The sequence below is a fragment of the Streptomyces sp. NPDC046215 genome (genome assembly GCF_040646215.1).
Classification (GTDB): Bacteria; Actinomycetota; Actinomycetes; order Streptomycetales; family Streptomycetaceae; genus Streptomyces; species Streptomyces stramineus.
This window is the reverse complement of the sequence record NZ_JBEYZW010000016.1, coordinates 38,927-55,935: the sequence shown is the minus strand read 5'-3', so window position 1 is coordinate 55,935 and position 17,009 is coordinate 38,927. Positions and strand designations below refer to the sequence as shown.

Genomic DNA, 17,009 nt, shown 5'->3' with positions numbered 1-17,009 from the left:
CCGTTCCGGTGTCGCGCTCGGGGTCAGTAGCCGACCGTGAACCTGGTGCGGTGGTGCCGGGGCCGCTCGGCTTCGTCCAGTAGGGCCACCACGAGGTCCTGCACGGCACCGATGGTCGCGGCGACCCCGCCGGGCAGCCGGTAGGCGGCGACGAACAGCAGCGCGAAGAACGCCCCGACGTTGAGCGCGCCCGGCACCGGCGAGCACCACCACCAGCTTCCGCTCGGCAGCCGCCGCGTGATGAGGAGGAGCGGGAGCCCCACCGGGAGGGCACGCACCACGGCGGCCAGGAGCGGGCGGCCGGGCGACAGCAGCTCCGTGGCGCCGGCTTCGAACACCGAAGGCCGGGGGGCGCTCATCACGGCCCTGAGGCGGATTCACCCGCCGCCGAGGGGCCCGAGAGGCGCCCGAGGGCATGACAAAGCCCCTACCGGGTGTACCCGGTAGGGGCTTTGAGCTGCTGTGGACCTGAGGGGATTCGAACCCCTGACCCCCTCGATGCGAACGAGGTGCGCTACCGGACTGCGCCACAGGCCCTTGCAACGAGTGAAACTCTAGCACCTCCGTCCGGGTGCTCGGAAATCCCCTCCCCCGCTGGTCAGCAGGGGGAGACGGGGCCGGGTGTCACTCGTTGGCCGCGCGGGGGCGGTCGTCGTCGGCGTACTGGTCGAAGAGGGGGGTGCGGCCGCGCTCGCGGGGGCGGCGGCGGGGGCGGCCCGGGCGGCGGTCCTCCGACGGCTGCTTCCGGCGGGCCGCAGCCGGCTCGGCGGTGCTGGAGCGGGCGGAGCTCCAGGTGTCCGGCGTGCCGAGGTCCGCGCTGTCGCCCGCGCGCGGTGCGACCGGCGCGGTGACGTACGTCGGCAGCGGCACGGGCACGGGCTCCCAGCCCTCCCCCGCGCCCCGGTCGCGCTGCTGGTCGACCCACTCCGCGTGGTCGGTCTGCTCGACCAGGGCGCGGCGGTCCGCGGTGGCCGAGGGCTCGGCGGGCGGGGCCGGGACCGGCGCCGGGTGGGGCGCGGTGTCAACGGGGGCGGCGGCGGCCACGGGGTCCGGCGCCGCCGCGCGAGGGCGCGTCCGGCCCTCACGCAGCCGCTGCGCGGCCAGCTCGGCCCGCCGCTGGTCCATGGTGAAGGCGAAGCGCCGCCGCTCCTGGAGCCGCAGATAGACGATGTACGCGCTGAGCAGCAGGGCCGGCACGGCCGGAACCCACAAGAACGCCAGCCCGCCGACGCCCGCGACGACCGCGCCGAGGGAGAAGGCCAGGAAGAGGATCACCGTGGTGCGCCGCCGGCGCGCCAGCACCTTGGAGCGCCGGGCCCGCTCGGCGGCCGCCGACGCCGCGGCCCCCGAGGGGGCGGGCGGCGCGGACGCGCCGGAGGCGGGGGCCGCGGAGGGCGCGCCGAAGGACCGGACGTCGACCATTTCGGTCGGCATGTCCGGCTCGGGCACGCGGGCCTCCGGCTCCGCGGGCTCGGCTGAGACCGGCGCGTCGTCGGCGGCGCGCCCTTCCAGGTCCTTGGCGTAACGGCGCTCCATGCCCGCCCGTCCGGACAAGAGCCGGATGGCCGTGCTGAAGCGTTCCGTCGGACGAGCTTCGTTGAGCTCGTCCTGCCTACGGAGCCACATCGGCACCAAGTAGGCGGCCCAGGCCCCGACGATGACTGCGTAGATGAGGCCGCTGCTGCTCACAGTTCACACCGTAGAGGGACGCACTCAAGGGATTCCGCCAATTGGCCCGGTGTGTCGCACGATCCGGCTGATATCTCGAACTTTTTTTGTGATTGTTGGGACCTAGATCACTCGAATACCGTCAATTGACAGTCAAATTCGAACGTTTATTTTATTTTTGTGAGGTGCTGGGCCGGGAGCGGCGCCAGCGGGCCAGCAGCCCCTCCGCGACCTCCTCCGCCGTCAGGGCGTAAACGAGGTGATCACGCCAGGCACCGTCGATATGGAGATAGCGGGGGCGCAGCCCTTCCTCGCGGAAACCGAGCTTCTCCACCACCCGGCGGCTGGGCAGGTTCTCCGGCCGGATGCACACCTCCACCCGGTGCAGGCCGACCGTGCGGAAACAGTGGTCGGTGGCGAGCGCGACGGCGGTCGGCATGACGCCCCGGCCGGCGACGGCCGCGTCCACCCAGTAGCCGACGTGGGCCGAGCACATCGAGCCCCAGGTGATCCCGGCCACCGTCAGCTGACCCGCCAGCTGGCCCTGGTACTCGATGACGAAAGGCAGCATGCGGCCCGCGTGCGCCTCGGCCCGCAGGTGGCGCACCATCTGCCGGTAGGTGGGGCGCTGGGCGGGCGGCCCGCCGGGCGGCGGCGGGGGGATGGTGGCTTCCCAGGGGCGCAGCCAGTCGCGGTTGCGCCGGTTCACCTCGCGCCAGGCGTGCTGGTCGCGCAGCTTGATGGGGCGCAGGACGACATCGCCGTCCGTCAGCTCGGCCGGCCAGACGCTCATGCCGGCCGGGGGTGGTCGCCACCGTGCAGCTGGTCCACGGCGTGGACGAGCAGCCGCTCCAGCACGGCCAGGCCGTCGCGGACCCCGCCGGAGGAGCCGGGGAGGTTCACGATCAGCGTGCGGCCGGCCACTCCGGCGAGGCCCCTGGAGAGCGCGGCCGTGGGCACCTTGGCCAGGCCCTGGGCGCGGATGGCTTCGGGGATGCCGGGGACGTCGTAGTCGAGGACGCGCCGGGTGGCCTCGGGGGTGCGGTCGGTGGGCGAGATGCCGGTGCCGCCGGTGGTCACCACCACGTCGTACGCCTGGGCCACGGCCTCCCGCAGGGCCGCCTCGACGGGATCGCCGTCGTCGACGACCCGCGGGCCGTCGACAGTGAAGCCCATGGCCCGCAGACCCTCCGCGAGGAGCGGGCCGCCCTTGTCCGCGTAGACGCCCGTGGCGGCCCGGTGGGAGGCGGTGACGACGAGGGCCCTCACGGACGGCTCCAGCCGCCGGACTTCCCGCCGGTCTTCTCCTCGACCCTGACGTCCGTGATCACGGCCGCCTTGTCGACGGCCTTGACCATGTCGACGACGGTGAGGGCGGCGACGGTGACGGCCGTCAGGGCCTCCATCTCCACGCCGGTGCGGTCGGTGGTCTTCACGGTGGCGAGAATCTCGACGGCGTCGTCGGCGACCGTCAGGTCGACCTTCACCCCGGAGACGGCCAGGGGGTGGCAGAGCGGAATCAGGTCGGGCGTGCGCTTGGCGCCCATGATGCCGGCGATGCGGGCGGTGGCGAGGGCGTCGCCCTTGGGGACCCCCTCCCCGCGGAGCAGCTCCACGACGCGCGGCGAGACCGTCACCCGGCCGCTGGCGCGCGCGGTGCGGTGGGTGACCTCCTTGGCGGAGACGTCGACCATGCGGGCCGCACCCGCGCTGTCGATGTGGGTGAGGCCGGGCGGGGGATTGAGGGGGTCCTGGGCGCTGCTCATCGTTCTCCTGGTCCGGTTTCTGTGGGCAGACACCGTATCGGGCAGCGGACGGGGCGGAGCAGGTGGTGGGCCGGGTGCGCGCGGGGCCTCAGCCGAGGAGGATCACGTCGACCTCGGTGCCGGCCGCCACGGACGTGGTGTCCTCGGGGACGACTATGAGGGCGTCGGCGTCGGCCAGGCTCTTGACGAGGTGGGAACCGGAGCCGCCGACGACGGTGGCGGTGCCGTCCGCGTACCGGGCGCGCAGGAACTGGCGGCGGCCCTCGGGCGAGGAGGCGACCTCTTCGGCGCACACCGCGCGGACCGTCTCCCGGTCGAAGGGCGCGAGACCCATCAGGGCGCGGATGGCCGGGCGTACGAACAGCTCGAAGGACACGTAGCAGCTGACGGGGTTGCCCGGCAGGGCGAACAGCGGGACGCGGTCCCGGCCGATCCGGCCGAAGCCCTGCGGCTTGCCCGGCTGCATGGCCAGCTTCCGGAAGGAGACGCTGCCCTCGTCGCCCGCGAGCTCGGAAAGGGTCTCCTTGACCACGTCGTACGCGCCGACGCTGACCCCGCCACTGGTGACGACGGCGTCCGCCCGGATGAGCTGGTCCTCCAGGGTGGAGCGCAGGGTAGCGGCGTCGTCGTCGACCGCGCCGACGCGGTAGGCGATGGCTCCGGCGTCCCGGGCGCAGGCGGTGAGGGCGAAGCTGTTGGAGTCGTGGATGCGGCCGGGGGCGAGCGCCTCGCCGGGCTGGACGAGCTCGCTGCCGGTCGACATGACAACGACGCGGGGACGGGGACGGACCTTGACGCTGGCCCGGCCGATCGCCGCGAGGAGGCCGATCTGCGGCGGGCCGAGGACCGTACCGGCGGCGAGGGCGAGATCGCCGGCGGCGACGTCGCTGCCGCGGGCGCGGACGTGGGCGCGGGCGGTGACGGGGCGGTGGACGCGGACCTCGCCGGAGCCGCCGTCGGGGGCGGCGCTGTGGGCGGCCATGGCGGAGGCGGGGCCGCCGCCGGTGCCTCCGTCGGTCCACTCGACGGGGACGACGGCTTCGGCGCCGGGCGGCAAGGGGGCGCCGGTCATGATGCGGGCGGCTTCGCCGGGGCCGACGACGGGGAGGTCGCCGCTGCCTGCCGCCACATCGCCGATCACGGTGAGCACGGCCGGGAATTCCTCGCTCGCGCCCTCGACGTCGACCGTGCGGACGGCGTAGCCGTCCATGGAACTGTTGTCGAAGGGGGGCAGGGCGGCCGGGACGGTGACGTCCTCGACGAGCACACAGTCCTGGGCGTCCAGGAGCTGCAGCTCGATGGGCTCCAGGGGGCGGATCTTGGCGAGGATGTCCTCGAGGTGCTCCTCCACCGACCAGAGGCGCTCCGCTCCGGAGGCGGCTTCGGGGGCCGTGGCCGGGGCGGCGGGGGTGTCGGCGGATGTGCTCAAAGTGCTACATCTCCTCGGTGACATAACGGCGGAGCCAGGCGCGGAAGTCCGGACCTAGATCTTCACGCTCGCATGCCAGTCTGACAATGGCGCGCAGGTAGTCGCCGCGGTCCCCGGTGTCGTAGCGGCGGCCCTTGAAGACCACGCCGTGCACCGGTCCGCCGAGGCCGGGCTCGGCCGCGAGGGCCTGGAGGGCGTCGGTGAGCTGGATCTCGCCGCCGCGGCCGGGCTCGGTCTCGCGCAGCACGTCGAAGACGGCCGGGTCGAGGACGTAGCGGCCGATGACGGCGTAGTTGCTGGGGGCGTCGGCCTGGTCGGGCTTCTCGATCAGGCCGGTGATCTCCACGACGTCGGCGGTGTCGGTGGGCTTGACGGCCGCGCAGCCGTAGAGGTGGATCTGGGCGGGGTCGACCTCCATGAGGGCGATCACGCTGCCGCCGTGCTTGCGCTGGATGTCGACCATGTTCGACAGCAGCGGGTCGCGGACGTCGATGAGGTCGTCGCCCAGGAGGACGGCGAAGGGCTCGTCGCCGACGTGGGGAGCGGCGCAGAGCACGGCGTGGCCCAGGCCCCGGGGGTCGCCCTGGCGGACGTAGTGCATGGTCGCCAGGTCGTTGGAGTCCTGGACCCGGGCGAGCCGGGAGTCGTCGCCCTTGCGGCGCAGCGCCTCCTCCAGCTCGTAGTTGCGATCGAAGTGATCCTCCAGCGGGCGTTTGTTACGCCCTGTGATCATGAGGACGTCCGACAGCCCGGCGAGGACGGCCTCTTCCACCACGTACTGGATCGCCGGCTTGTCGACAACCGGCAGCATCTCCTTGGGCGTGGCCTTGGTGGCCGGGAGAAAGCGGGTGCCGAGACCGGCGGCAGGGATGACAGCCTTGCTGATCCGAGAACGCGAATGAGTCATGAGCCGAACACTAACGGTTGGGATCGGACGGATGATGAGGCTCCACCGAGTATGACCCGAGGCAGGGAACATGTACGAACAGTGATCAAATCCGACGGTACGAAGGCCGGATTGCGCCAGGGTCTCCTGGCGGTGAGATCCGGATTGACCCCCGGTGACGTGGAGACGGCGGGACGGGCCCTGGCCCGGCGCGCGCTGGAGCTCCCCGAGCTCGCGGGCGCGGGGACGGTGGCCGCTTATGTGTCGGTCGGGCGCGAGCCCGGCACCCGCGCGCTCCTGGACGCGCTGCGGTCACGGAGCGTGCGCGTCCTGCTGCCGGTGCTGATGGCGGACAACGATCTCGACTGGGGCGTGTACCGCGGGGCCGCTCACCTCGTGAAGGCCGGCAGGGGGCTGCTGGAGCCGGACGGCGAGCGGCTCGGCCCGGACGCGGTGACAGGGGCGGACGCCGTGCTGCTGCCGGGGCTGGCGGTGGACGGCCGCGGCATGCGCCTCGGGCGCGGCGGGGGCAGCTACGACCGGGTGCTGGCCCGCCTGGACCGGGCCGGGGCGGCTCCGGCGCGCGTCGTGCTCCTCTACGACAACGAGGTGGTCGCGCGGGTCCCGGAGGAACCGCACGACCACCCCGTACACGCGGTGGTCACCCCTGGCGGGGTGCGCCGGTTTACTGCGTGAGCCCGGCCCGGGCCCGTCTCTTGCCGCCTGCGGCGGCGAGCACCGGACCGGCTGATGTCAGCTGAGCTCAGTCACATCAGCCGGTCCGGTGCTCGAGGACACCGCCGCGCAGCGGAGGCGCATCCCCACAAGCCGCCGGCCAGGCGCTACGGCTTGAGCGTCAGCTCGGCGTCCGTCGCCTTCTTCACGGCCGCCGGGCTGTAGGCCCAGGGGAGCAGCTCGCCCTTGGCCCACTTGTCGGTCTGGTCGTAGTAGTGGTCGTTATAGGCGTGACCCGAGGCTCCGGTGAGATTGATCCACCGGGACTTGTCGAGGTCGCCGAGATTGACCACCATGCGCATCGACGGCACCCAGATGACGTCGTAGCCTCCGGCGGCGTTCCAGCCCGCGGCGTTGACCGTGGCCTCGCCGCCGGCGAGGTTCCAGGGCCCGCGGTTGAGCAGCCACCGCACGACGGCGGGGCCTTCCTTGCCGAGGGTCTGGTTCTTGAGGTTCAGCTGGTGCAACCGGCCCCAGCTCCAGGAGTTCACGTCCTTGCCGAGCTTGGAGGTGAGCTCCCAGCGGGCGTCCTTCATGGCGCGCTGGAGCAGTTCGTCCCGGTTGGTGGAGCCGGGGTTGGCGCGGCCGCCCGTCTTCCACCACTCGTTCTCGGGCTTGTCCAGGATGTTGCGGACGACCTCGAACCAGCGGTCGCCGCCGTTGGGCTGGGCCGAGTCCGGTGCGCGCTCGCCGCACTCCTCGACGCGCCGGGTGTTGCCGTCGAGGTCCTCCTGCGGACCGGAGTCGTTGGCGGGGCGGACCCACAGGCACTGGTCCTTGACGCGCAGCTCCTTGGGGAGCTTGTTGCCAAAGGCCAGCTTCAGGGTGTTGCGCCACACCGCGTTGAAGTACGCGGCGGCGGCCGAGTCGGCCTCCTGGGTGTAGTCCCAGCCCTGCAGGAGCTTCTGCGCCTCGCGGACGTACTTCGTCTCGCGCTCGTTGTCGCCCTTGATCTCGATCTTGAGCAGGTAGGGCGTCAGCAGCTTGGCGATCTCGCTGCTGTTGTCCGTCTGCATCTTCTGCATGTCATCCGTCGAGATCTTCCCGCCGTCCTTGATCTTCGACTGGATGAGGTCGTTGATCCGCTGGCTGCGGGCGCCGTAGCCCCAGTCGGCCGTCAGGGGGTGGGGGTACTTCTTGTCGGTGACGGCCTGGTTCGCGGTGACGATGTAGCCGCGCTTGGGGTTGAAGTCCCAGGGCAGCTCGCCCTGCGGGATGACACCGGTCCACTTGTAGGCGGGGTCCCAGCCGGGGGCGGGGTAGCGGCCGTCGCCCTTGCGGACGGGGATCCGGCCGGGGGCCTGGTAGCCGATGTTGCCCTTGGTGTCGGCGTAGATCAGGTTCTGCGAGGGGACCTCGAAGCCCGCGGCGGCCTTGCGGAACTGGGCGAAGTCGGTGGCCCGGTTCAGCTCCAGCAGGGCGTCCATGGTCTTTCCGGCGTCCAGCGCGGTCCAGCGCAGCGAGACGGCGTAGCCCTCCGCACGGTCGGGCGCGGGGTCCTTCACCGGGGCGTCGCGGCCGACCTTGCCGAGCTCGTCGTTGCGGTCGGAGACCACCGGGCCGCTGTGGGTCGAGCGGATGGTGAATTCACGGCTCTTGCCGCCGGCGACCTTGATGGTCTCCTTGCGGGTGGCGAAGGGGACCTGCTTGCCGTCGTACAGGTAGCTGTCGGCGGTGACCTTCTCCAGGTAGAGGTCGGAGACGTCGGCGCCGAGGTTGGTGAAGCCCCAGGCGATGTCCTGGTTGTGGCCGATGACGACGCCCGGCATGCCGGAGAAGGTGTAGCCGGCCACGTCGTACGGGCACGCCGCGCTGACCTTGTTGCAGTGCAGGCCCATCTGGTACCAGAGCGAGGGCATCTGCGGCGCGAGGTGCGGATCGTTCGCGAGCAGCGGCTTGCCGGTCGTCGTGTACTTGCCGGAGACGACCCAGGAGTTGGAACCGATGCCGTTGCCGGCCGGGCCGAGCAGCGCCGGGATCTTGTCCAGGGTGCTGGAGAGCGACGACAGGCCGGTGCGCAGGCCGTTCGCGGCGCCACCGCCGGTGGTGCCGTTGGCCGCGCCACCGGTGCCACCGGTGCCGCCCGTGCCCGTGCCGCCCGACGTGCCGGGGTTGGCGCTGTTGCCGGTCCCAGGGGTGGCGGAGGTGCCGGGGGTGCCCGTCCCGCCGGCGCCCGGGGTGCCGGACTGGCCGGCGGCCGGGGTGGCCTGCGGGTCGAACTCCTTCTTGGCCGGGTCGACGGCCCCGCCCTCGACGATCGGCTTGTTCCGGTCGTACGGGTAGGAGGGGTACAGCTCCTCGATCTGCTTGGGGGTCAGCCGGGTGGAGGCCAGCGAACGGTCGATCTCGTCCTGCATGTTGCCGCGCAGGTCCCAGGCCATGGCCTTGAGCCAGGCCACCGAGTCGACCGGGGTCCACTTCTCGGGCTTGTAGTCGTTCTCGAACTCCAGGGCGGCGTATTCGACCGACAGCGACTTGCCCTGGTGGTCCTTGAGGTAGGCGTTGACTCCGTCGGAGTACGCCTGGAGCTGCTTCTTGGTGGTCGCCGACAGCTTGGAGTCGTACTCCTCCTGCGCGACCTTCCGCCAGCCCATGGTGCGGACGAAAGCGTCCGTCTCGACCTGGCTGGCCCCGAACATCTCGGAGAGGCGGCCCGCCGTGAGGTGCCGGCGGACGTCCATCTCCCAGAACCGGTCCTGCGCCTGGACGAAGCCCTGGGCGCGGAAGAGGTCCTCGGGGGTGTCCGCGTAGACCTGCGGAATGCCGTTGCCGTCGCGCGCGACCCTGACCTCGCCGGACAGACCCTTCAGCTGAAGGGTGCCGCTGGTCTCCGGGAAGGAGGCGCGGACGGTACTGACGCTCCAGTACGCGCCGTAGCCGACACCCGCCACGAGCAGCAGCACGAGGGTGAGCACGAGCAGCCGGGCGCGTCGGCCTTTCTTCTTACCGGTCTTCTTTTTGCCGGAAGGGCCGGTCTTGTTGGCGGGCATCGCTGTCCTTAGAGGGGCAGGGTGGTCCTGGAGGTGCTGAAGCAACCATAGGCGCAGGGCTCCGGGCACCCGGACGCGGAGTCCGACCGGCACAGTGACATCAATCGCTGTGGCCGCTATCACGCGTCAAGAACCCGTAAAATATTAGGTGAGGAAATGAAGTTCCGGTCGGCCGAAGGAACGTTTCGGCCGATACCCGAGGAAAGACGCCTGAAGGGACCGGCCCCTGACTGTCCACCAACTCAACGAACTCCTGCTGATCAGCTCTGTCGTCCTGCTCGTCGCCGTGGCGGCGGTACGGATCTCTTCGCGCAGCGGGCTCCCCAGCCTGCTCATTTATCTGGGCATCGGCGTCGCCATCGGCCAGGACGGCATCGGGATCTCCTTCGACGACGTCGGCCTGACCCAGGTGATCGGCTATGCCGCCCTGGTGATCATCCTGGCGGAGGGCGGTCTCGGCACGAAGTGGCACGAGATCAAACCGGCGCTGCCCTCGGCCGCCGTCCTGTCCACCCTCGGCGTCGCGCTCAGCGTCGGCGTCACGGCCACCGCGGCCCACTATCTGGCCGGCGTCGAGTGGCGCCAGGCCCTGATCATCGGCGCCGTGGTGTCCTCCACGGACGCGGCCGCCGTCTTCTCCGTCCTGCGAAACGTTCCTCTGCCGTCCCGGCTGACGGGTGTCCTGGAGGCCGAATCCGGCTTCAACGACGCCCCCGTCGTCATCCTCGTCGTCGCCTTCTCGGCGGCAGGGCCGGTCGACCACTGGTACGTACTCGTCGGGAAGATCGCCCTGGAGCTGGCGATCGGCGCCGCTGTCGGCCTCGCGATCGGCATGCTCGGCGCCTACGGGATGCGCCACGTCGCCCTGCCCGCCTCCGGCCTCTACCCGATCGCCGTCATGGCCATCGCGACGGCCGCCTACGCGGGCGGCGCCCTCGCACACGGTTCCGGCTTCCTGGCCGTCTACCTCGCCGCACTGATCCTCGGCAACGCCAAGCTGCCGCACTGGCCGGCCACCCGCGGCTTCGCCGAGGGGCTCGGCTGGATCGCGCAGATCGGCATGTTCGTCCTGCTCGGCCTGCTGGTCACCCCGCACGAGCTGGGCGACGACATCGTCCCCGCGCTCGTCGTCGGACTGGTGCTGACCATGGTGGCGCGGCCGCTGTCGGTGTTCCTGAGCCTGGCGCCCTTCCGCACCTCGTGGCAGGAGAAGACCCTGCTGTCCTGGGCCGGGCTGCGCGGCGCGGTACCGATTGTGCTGGCCACCATCCCCATGGTGGCCGACGTGGAGCACAGCCGCACGATCTTCAACATCGTCTTCGTCCTGGTGATCGTCTACACCCTGGTGCAGGGCCCGACCCTGCCCTGGCTGGCCCGCCACCTGCGGCTGGGCGACAACGAGCCCGAGGATCTCGGCATCGAGTCCGCTCCCCTGGAGCGGCTGCGCGGGCACCTGCTGTCCGTCGGGATCCCGGAGGGCTCACGGATGCACGGTGTGGAGGTCGGCGAGCTGCGGCTGCCTCCGGGGGCCGCGGTCACGCTCGTGGTCCGGGACGGCAAGAGCTTCGTCCCGGCGCCGACGACCGTGCTGCGCGTCGCCGACGAGCTGCTGGTGGTGGCCACCGACCCGGTGCGGGACGCGACGGAGAAGCGGCTGCGCGCGGTCGGTGAGGGAGGAAAGCTTGCGGGCTGGCTGGGGACTCCGGGTACGATAAAGAGGAAGTAACCTCGTTATTTCGCATCTCTTCATCACCGGTCCTCAACACCGAGGGCCGGCAAACCGAACCAACTCTGCCTGATGCAGGGCTGGCGCGACCGCACGGCGGCCGCGGTCGCGCGACACAAGGCGGCCGGCACGGCATCTACCACGGTCCTGCGCGAGAGGACAGCTCTCGGCGTGCTTCCGTGCGGTATTTCCCCGTCTGGAGTGCGCTACCAGGCGGCGGAAAGGCCCGGACCGTGGCATCCACGGTCAACGACCGTAGCGGGGCACGCCCCGGATACGGACAGTTGCTGCGCACCAAGGGCGCTTGGACGTTCCTGCTCCCCGGCTTTCTGGCCCGGCAGCCGTTCGCGATGCTGACCATCGGCATCCTGCTGCTGGTCGAGCACACCACCGACTCGTACGGCATCGCCGGCGCCGTCTCGGCGACCGCCGGTGTCGCCATGGCGCTCTTCGCGCCGCAGAGCGGCAAGCTCGCGGACCGCTTCGGACAGGGCAAGGTCCTGCTGCCCGGCGTGGTCATCCACGCCGCGGCCATCTCCCTGCTGATCACCCTGGCGCTGGCGGACGCCCCTCTGTGGGCCCTGTTCGCCGCGGCCGTGCCCGCCGGTGCGTCGACGCCGCAGATCGGCCCGATGGTGCGGGCCCGCTGGGCGGCGAAGCTCGAGGGCTCGCCGCTGATGCCGACCGCGGCGGCGTTCGAGTCGGTCACTGACGAGTTCACGTTCGTGATCGGCCCGGTGCTGGCCACGGCGCTGTGCACCGGCGTCCACCCGGCCGCCGGTCTGGTCACCGAGGCGGTGCTCACCGTCGTCGGCGGTCTGCTGTTCGCCTCCCAGCGGCGCACGCAGCCGCAGCCGAGCCGGTCGGTCTCCGGCGGCGGCGAGAAGAGCGCCTCGGCGCTGTCCGTCCCCGGCGTCCGGGTCCTGGCGATCGCCTTCCTCGGCATCGGCTCCGTCTTCGGCGGGATGCAGGTCTCGATGACCGCCTTCACCCAGGAGATCGGCGAGCCGGGCCTCAACGGTCTGCTGTACGGCACCTTCGCGGCCGGAAACATGATCGCCGGCCTCGTCTGCGGTGCCATCGCCTGGCGCGTCAGCCCGCAGCGCCGGCTGCTGATCGCCTACCCGCTGCTGGCCCTGGCCACCACCCCGCTGTGGGCGGCGGACGCGCTGCCGGTGCTCGGCGCGCTCGGTCTGCTCGTCGGTCTGTGCATCGCCCCGGCCCTGATCACCGGCTACACGCTGGTGGAGTCGCTGGTGCCCGCGTCCTCCCGCACGGAGGCGTTCACCTGGCTGACGGGCGCGGTGGGCCTCGGCCAGGCAGCCGGTGCCAGCCTCGGCGGCAAGCTGATCGACGGGCACTCGGCCAGTGCCGGTTTCGTGGTGCCGCTGGTCGGTACCGCCCTGGCCATGGTGGTCCTTCTCACCCTGCGCAAGGCACTCACGCCCCAGGGTGAATCGCGGATCGCCGCACGTGGGGTGGGTCACCGCGAGCCCGTTTCGGTGGACTGACGCGCCGGAATACTGCACTATGGACCGTCGTTAGCACTCAACGAGTGAGAGTGCCAGGAGGAGCAAGTGCCGACTTACCAGTACCAGTGCACCGCGTGCGGCGAGGGCCTCGAGGCGGTGCAGAAATTCACCGATGACGCCTTGACCGTGTGCCCGAGCTGCGACGGACGCCTCAAGAAGGTGTTCTCTGCGGTCGGCATCGTCTTCAAGGGCTCCGGGTTCTACCGGAACGACAGCCGCGGCTCGTCGTCCAGCAGCAGCCCCGCGAAGCCCGCCGCACCGGCCACGGCCTCGGCCGCGAAGAGCGGTTCGGACGCCGGCTCGTCGTCGGCTTCCTCGACGTCCGCGTCGAGTTCCTCCTCGACCGCGTCGAGCACGTCGAGCAGCACCTCTTCGGCGGCCTGAAACCTGGCGCACGCGTCACTCCAGCGCTTCGAGCCCGCTGTTTCCCTCCGGAAACAGCGGGCTCTGTCGTGCGCGGGCCCGCCGCTAGGGTGTGTTTCATGGTCGACTTGGGCACCCAGCGTGCGGACATAGGCGTGATCGGCGGGTCGGGGTTCTACTCCTTCCTGGAAGACGTGACCGAGGTCACGGTGAAGACTCCCTACGGGCCGCCCAGCGACTCGCTCTTCCTCGGTGAGCTGGCCGGGCGCAAGGTCGCCTTCGTGCCCCGGCACGGGCGCCGCCACCACCTGCCGCCGCACCGCATCAACTACCGGGCGAACCTGTGGGCCCTGCGGTCGGTCGGCGTACGGCAGGTGCTGGGGCCGTGCGCGGTGGGCGGGCTGCACCCGCAGTTCGGGCCGGGGACGCTGGTCGTCCCGGACCAGCTGGTGGACCGCACGAAGGCGCGCACCCAGACCTTTTTCGACGGCGAGCCCCTCCCCGACGGGACGGTCCCGAACGTCGTCCACCCGACCTTCGCCGACCCCTACTGCCCCACCGGGCGCGCGGTGACGGTCGCCGTGGCCCGCGGGCACGGGTGGGGGCCGGTGGTCGACGGCGGGACGATGGTGGTCGTGGAGGGCCCGCGGTTCTCCACGCGGGCCGAGTCCCGGTGGCACGCGGCACAGGGCTGGTCGGTGGTCGGCATGACCGGGCACCCCGAGGCCGTGCTCGCCCGTGAGCTGGAGCTCTGTTACACGTCGATGGCGCTGGTCACGGACCTGGACGCGGGGGCCGAGACGGGCGAGGGCGTCTCCCACGAAGAGGTGATGCGGGTCTTCGGCGAGAACGTGGGGCGGCTGCGCGAGGTGCTCTTCGCGGCGGTCTGCGCCCTGCCGGAGAACGACGAGCGGAGCTGTCTGTGCGCGCGGGTGCACGATGGGGTGAACTTGGGGATCGAGCTGCCGTAGGCCCTTACCGGGCGGGCGGTGCGGTTGCGCGCGGGCGGTGGGCCGTCTGCCGTAGGCCCTTGCCGGGCGGGCGGCGAGGCTGCGCGCGGGCGGTGGGCCAGGTGGGTCGTGAGGGGCTGCTGGGACCTGGGGGGATGGGTGCGCCGGGTCCGGACAGGGCATTTGGGCCGATGGACGGGACCGGCGGGCGGGGCCGGTGGGTCAGCAGGCCCTGGCGGAATGCCGGGGGGCCTGGTCCTGGCGGGCGGGGCGGGACCCGGTGGGCGGTGGGCCGTGGCGGCCTGCCGGGGATTCGGGACGGATCTGCCGGGGCCCTCGCGACCTGGGCGGCGGGGGTGCCTTGAGGCCGGGTGGGCGGGCCTGGGGCGGGCCCTGGCGGCCCGCCGACACCTCGGGGCAGGGCCGGCTGGGGCAGGCGGGAGACAGGCAGGGCAGGCGGGTCTCCGGAGCGAGGCCGATCCCGCGGCCGGAGACCGGAGGCCGGGAGCGTCGACAGGCGAGGACGGGGCCGGGACGGGACCAGGACGGCGACCGCCGCAGGGTGACCGGGTTATCCACAACCCGGAGGTTGTCCACAGGGCTCAGCAGGATCCGGCGAATGCCGGAATCGTGGGGTGGGTTCGGTTCGGTCCGCGCTCCTCACACCGGGCGGTGATCGCCATGTCCCTCTCCCTCCCGCGTTTCCCTTCTCACGCCACTCGCTCCCTCGTCACGTTCGCCTCACTCCTCCGAGAGCTGCCAAACTCTCTCAGAGGCCGTGAATCCGGCCAATCCGTTTCATGTGCGTACAGAGAGAGGCTGTTCGGTGAGCGAGAAGAAGACAGGCGTCCTTGGAGGCTTCAAGGCGTTCCTGATGCGGGGCAACGTGATAGACCTCGCGGTCGCCGTTGTCATCGGCGCTGCGTTCACCAACATCGTGAACTCGGTGGTCAAGGGTGTGATCAACCCGGTCGTCGGCGCCTTCGGCACCAAGGACCTGGACCACTACGCGTCCTGCATCAAGGGCCCCTGTGCGCGGAACGCTGCGGGCGAGGTGACGAAGGGCGTCTACATCCAGTGGGGCTCGGTGCTCAGCGCCGTCCTCACCTTCGTGATCACCGCGGCGGTGGTCTACTTCCTGATGCTGCTGCCGATGAAGCGACTGCAGGAGCGCCAGGCCGCCCGGACCCCGGCGGAGACCGGCCCGGCCAAGGCCACCGAGCTCGAACTGCTGGAGCAGATCAGGGACGCGCTGGTCGAGCAGCGCCGGGGCCCGGACGCGGAGTCCGTACCGGCCCAGCGGTAGCGGCCGAGCGGTGGTGGGCCCGGCTGCGGCGCCGGGCTCAGATGTGGTGGGGCGGCTTCTCGTCCAGGAAACGGGCCAGGTCCGCGGCGCTCCCGCCGCCGGACGGCCGGTCGCCCCAGCCGCGGTCCGTGTCGTCCGAGGACTGCTGCGACAGCGGATCGTCGAAGATCAGCGCGGCGGCGTTGCGCGGCCGGGGCGCGGGCTCGACGGCGGGCTCGGGGGCGGAATCGGGGGCAGTGCTCATGCTCCCAGGGTACGGGGCCGGCCCTCTCCCCTCCCTCCCCTCCTTCGCGCACTTCCTGTCCTCCCTGTCCTCCCTGCACCGCCGCTCCTGCCCGTCCTCGCTCTGCCTCCCGCGCACAGTCTCCGCGCGCGGCGGGCGGCGTACGCGGCGAGAATCGCCCTATGAGCGAGGACGCACCCCGCGCCCGTGCAGGCGTGCTGCGCCGGATGACCGCGCGCGGCCGGGGCGAGAAGCACCGCGCCGCGACACCGCTGGAGCTGTTCTTCGACCTGTGCTTCGTGGTGGCGGTGGCACAGGCGGGCCGCCAGCTGGTGCACGCCCTCGCCGAGGGACACCCGGAGAGCGGCATCCCCGGCTATCTGATGACGTTCTTCGCCATCTGGTGGGCCTGGGTCAACTTCAGCTGGTTCTCCTCGGCGTACGACACGGACGACGTGCCGTACCGCGTGGTGACGCTGGTGCAGATGGCGGGTGTGCTGATCCTGGCGGCGGGCGTGCCCCGTGCCGCCGACGACGGCAACTTCGCGGTGGTCTGGCTCGGCTATCTGGTGATGCGGCTGGCGCTGGTGACGCAGTGGCTGCGGGCCGCGCACTCCTCGACGGGCGAGGAACGGCGCGCGGCACTGCGGTACGCCGCCGGCGTGAGCCTCTGCCAGGTCGGCTGGCTGGGGCTGCTGTTCCTGCCTCTCCACGCGAGGCCCTGGCTGTTCCTGGGGATGGCGATCGTCGAGATGGCGGTCCCCGCGTTCGCCGAGCACCGGTACACGACGGGCTGGCATCCGCACCACATCGCGGAGCGGTACGGGCTGTTCACGATCATCATGCTCGGCGAGACCGTCCTCGCGGCCACGACGGCCGTCCAGTCGGCGCTGGACGAGGACGAGGCGCTGGGCACCCTGCTGCCGATCGCGGGTGGCGGCCTGTTGATCATCTTCGCCGCCTACTGGATCTACTTCGCCGTCCCCATCCATCTGCACCTGGTCTCCAACCGGCAGGCGTTCCTCTGGGGTTACGGTCACTACTTCGTCTTCGGGTCGGCGGCCGCGGTGGGGGCCGGGATCGAGGTGGCGATCGAGGAGACCATCGGCAAGGCACACATCTCCGCCTTCGCCGCGGCGAGCGCGGTCACCGTCCCCACCGCGCTGTTCATGTTCTCGGTATGGGCAATCCACTCGCGGCACCACAAGAGGACCCTGGCCCAGCAGTTGGTTCTGCCCGTCTCGGCGGTGCTCGTCCTGGCCTGCACGTTCGCGGGGCGGGCGGCGGTGCTGCTGACCGGGCTGGTGGCCGCGGCCACGGTGGCGGTGGGCGTCGCCCTGTCGGTAGGGCCTCCCGCCGGCCGACAGGGCGCAAGGGCCGCCGCAGGCACCGAGGGCGTCGGGGAAGGAGCCGGCGGCGCGTGATACCCATGACG

16 protein-coding genes and 1 tRNA gene are annotated in these 17,009 nt (G+C 71.6%); 7 read left to right on the top strand and 10 right to left on the bottom strand.

Translation table 11 applies throughout. The annotated features are described in order from the left end of the window. Window positions 1-23: 23 nt before the first annotated feature. The 8 genes from ABZ951_RS10005 to galU form a co-directional block, all read right to left on the bottom strand. A complete protein-coding gene (locus tag ABZ951_RS10005) occupies window positions 24-359 on the bottom strand; it encodes a hypothetical protein (RefSeq protein ID WP_344092989.1) in 336 nt (111 codons plus the stop codon). Between the two features lie 104 nt (window positions 360-463). Beyond that, window positions 464-537: transfer RNA gene (locus ABZ951_RS10000), tRNA-Ala, on the bottom strand. Between the two features lie 87 nt (window positions 538-624). Next, a complete protein-coding gene (locus ABZ951_RS09995) occupies window positions 625-1,689 on the bottom strand; it encodes a hypothetical protein (RefSeq protein WP_361279584.1) in 1,065 nt (354 codons plus the stop codon). A gap of 151 nt (window positions 1,690-1,840) precedes the next feature. Further along, complete coding sequence (locus tag ABZ951_RS09990) at window positions 1,841-2,461, bottom strand: GNAT family protein (RefSeq protein WP_344091973.1); 621 nt, start codon at window positions 2,459-2,461, stop codon at window positions 1,841-1,843. Beyond that, the gene (locus tag ABZ951_RS09985) at window positions 2,458-2,937 is read right to left on the bottom strand and encodes a MogA/MoaB family molybdenum cofactor biosynthesis protein (RefSeq protein WP_344091975.1); all 480 of its coding nucleotides are present in this window, start codon (window positions 2,935-2,937) and stop codon (window positions 2,458-2,460) included. Before ABZ951_RS09985 ends, ABZ951_RS09990 begins: the two co-directional genes overlap by 4 nt. Beyond that, a complete protein-coding gene (moaC, locus tag ABZ951_RS09980; RefSeq protein WP_344091977.1) occupies window positions 2,934-3,434 on the bottom strand; it encodes a cyclic pyranopterin monophosphate synthase MoaC in 501 nt (166 codons plus the stop codon). The genes ABZ951_RS09985 and moaC overlap by 4 nt, the downstream gene beginning before the upstream one ends. An 88-nt stretch (window positions 3,435-3,522) precedes the next feature. Continuing rightward, window positions 3,523-4,785 (bottom strand): gephyrin-like molybdotransferase Glp, encoded by a 1,263-nt coding sequence (gene glp / locus ABZ951_RS09975; RefSeq protein ID WP_344092091.1) that lies wholly within the window; start codon window positions 4,783-4,785, stop codon window positions 3,523-3,525. 82 nt (window positions 4,786-4,867) lie between these two features. Then, on the bottom strand, window positions 4,868-5,770 hold the full coding sequence (galU, locus tag ABZ951_RS09970; protein WP_344091979.1) for a UTP--glucose-1-phosphate uridylyltransferase GalU: 903 nt from the start codon (window positions 5,768-5,770) through the stop codon (window positions 4,868-4,870). Window positions 5,771-5,821: 51 nt separating this feature from the next. Here galU and ABZ951_RS09965 point away from each other — a divergent pair, with 51 nt between their 5' ends. Then, the gene (locus tag ABZ951_RS09965) at window positions 5,822-6,445 is read left to right on the top strand and encodes a 5-formyltetrahydrofolate cyclo-ligase (protein ID WP_344091981.1); all 624 of its coding nucleotides are present in this window, start codon (window positions 5,822-5,824) and stop codon (window positions 6,443-6,445) included. 146 nt (window positions 6,446-6,591) lie between these two features. Here the strand turns inward: ABZ951_RS09965 and ABZ951_RS09960 are convergent, their stop codons facing one another. Continuing rightward, complete coding sequence (locus ABZ951_RS09960) at window positions 6,592-9,474, bottom strand: penicillin acylase family protein (protein WP_344091983.1); 2,883 nt, start codon at window positions 9,472-9,474, stop codon at window positions 6,592-6,594. A 226-nt stretch (window positions 9,475-9,700) separates the two neighbouring features. On the opposite strand from ABZ951_RS09960, the gene ABZ951_RS09955 reads away from it, so the two are divergent. The 5 genes from ABZ951_RS09955 to mscL all read left to right on the top strand — a co-directional run bounded on the left by ABZ951_RS09955 (window position 9,701) and on the right by mscL (window position 15,351). After that, on the top strand, window positions 9,701-11,200 hold the full coding sequence (locus ABZ951_RS09955; protein ID WP_344092093.1) for a potassium/proton antiporter: 1,500 nt from the start codon (window positions 9,701-9,703) through the stop codon (window positions 11,198-11,200). 233 nt (window positions 11,201-11,433) lie between these two features. Next, a complete protein-coding gene (locus ABZ951_RS09950; protein ID WP_344091985.1) occupies window positions 11,434-12,711 on the top strand; it encodes an MFS transporter in 1,278 nt (425 codons plus the stop codon). Window positions 12,712-12,777: 66 nt separating this feature from the next. After that, a complete protein-coding gene (locus ABZ951_RS09945) occupies window positions 12,778-13,116 on the top strand; it encodes an FmdB family zinc ribbon protein (protein WP_344091988.1) in 339 nt (112 codons plus the stop codon). Between the two features lie 98 nt (window positions 13,117-13,214). Further along, window positions 13,215-14,066: an S-methyl-5'-thioadenosine phosphorylase gene (locus tag ABZ951_RS09940; RefSeq protein ID WP_344091990.1), complete on the top strand. Its 852-nt coding sequence runs from the start codon at window positions 13,215-13,217 to the stop codon at window positions 14,064-14,066. Between the two features lie 805 nt (window positions 14,067-14,871). After that, window positions 14,872-15,351, top strand: coding sequence for a large conductance mechanosensitive channel protein MscL (mscL, locus tag ABZ951_RS09935; RefSeq protein ID WP_344091992.1), 480 nt, complete (start codon window positions 14,872-14,874; stop codon window positions 15,349-15,351). Window positions 15,352-15,388: 37 nt separating this feature from the next. On the opposite strand, the gene ABZ951_RS09930 is transcribed toward mscL, so the two are convergent. Continuing rightward, the gene (locus ABZ951_RS09930; protein ID WP_344091995.1) at window positions 15,389-15,595 is read right to left on the bottom strand and encodes a hypothetical protein; all 207 of its coding nucleotides are present in this window, start codon (window positions 15,593-15,595) and stop codon (window positions 15,389-15,391) included. Between the two features lie 161 nt (window positions 15,596-15,756). Here ABZ951_RS09930 and ABZ951_RS09925 point away from each other — a divergent pair, with 161 nt between their 5' ends. Beyond that, on the top strand, window positions 15,757-16,998 hold the full coding sequence (locus tag ABZ951_RS09925) for a low temperature requirement protein A (RefSeq protein ID WP_344091997.1): 1,242 nt from the start codon (window positions 15,757-15,759) through the stop codon (window positions 16,996-16,998). Window positions 16,999-17,009 lie beyond the last annotated feature (11 nt).

What these genes read in the sequence shown, in the direction of transcription:
- ABZ951_RS09925 (WP_344091997.1), top strand. Translation starts at nt 15,757, where the DNA reads ATGAGCGAGGACGCACCCCGCGCCCGTGCAGGCGTGCTGCGCCGGATG.
- ABZ951_RS09930 (WP_344091995.1), bottom strand. Translation starts at nt 15,595, where the DNA reads ATGAGCACTGCCCCCGATTCCGCCCCCGAGCCCGCCGTCGAGCCCGCG.
- ABZ951_RS09940 (WP_344091990.1), top strand. Translation starts at nt 13,215, where the DNA reads ATGGTCGACTTGGGCACCCAGCGTGCGGACATAGGCGTGATCGGCGGG.
- moaC (WP_344091977.1), bottom strand. Translation starts at nt 3,434, where the DNA reads ATGAGCAGCGCCCAGGACCCCCTCAATCCCCCGCCCGGCCTCACCCAC.
- galU (WP_344091979.1), bottom strand. Translation starts at nt 5,770, where the DNA reads ATGACTCATTCGCGTTCTCGGATCAGCAAGGCTGTCATCCCTGCCGCC.
- ABZ951_RS10005 (WP_344092989.1), bottom strand. Translation starts at nt 359, where the DNA reads ATGAGCGCCCCCCGGCCTTCGGTGTTCGAAGCCGGCGCCACGGAGCTG.
- ABZ951_RS09990 (WP_344091973.1), bottom strand. Translation starts at nt 2,461, where the DNA reads ATGAGCGTCTGGCCGGCCGAGCTGACGGACGGCGATGTCGTCCTGCGC.
- ABZ951_RS09960 (WP_344091983.1), bottom strand. Translation starts at nt 9,474, where the DNA reads ATGCCCGCCAACAAGACCGGCCCTTCCGGCAAAAAGAAGACCGGTAAG.
- ABZ951_RS09965 (WP_344091981.1), top strand. Translation starts at nt 5,822, where the DNA reads ATGACCCGAGGCAGGGAACATGTACGAACAGTGATCAAATCCGACGGT.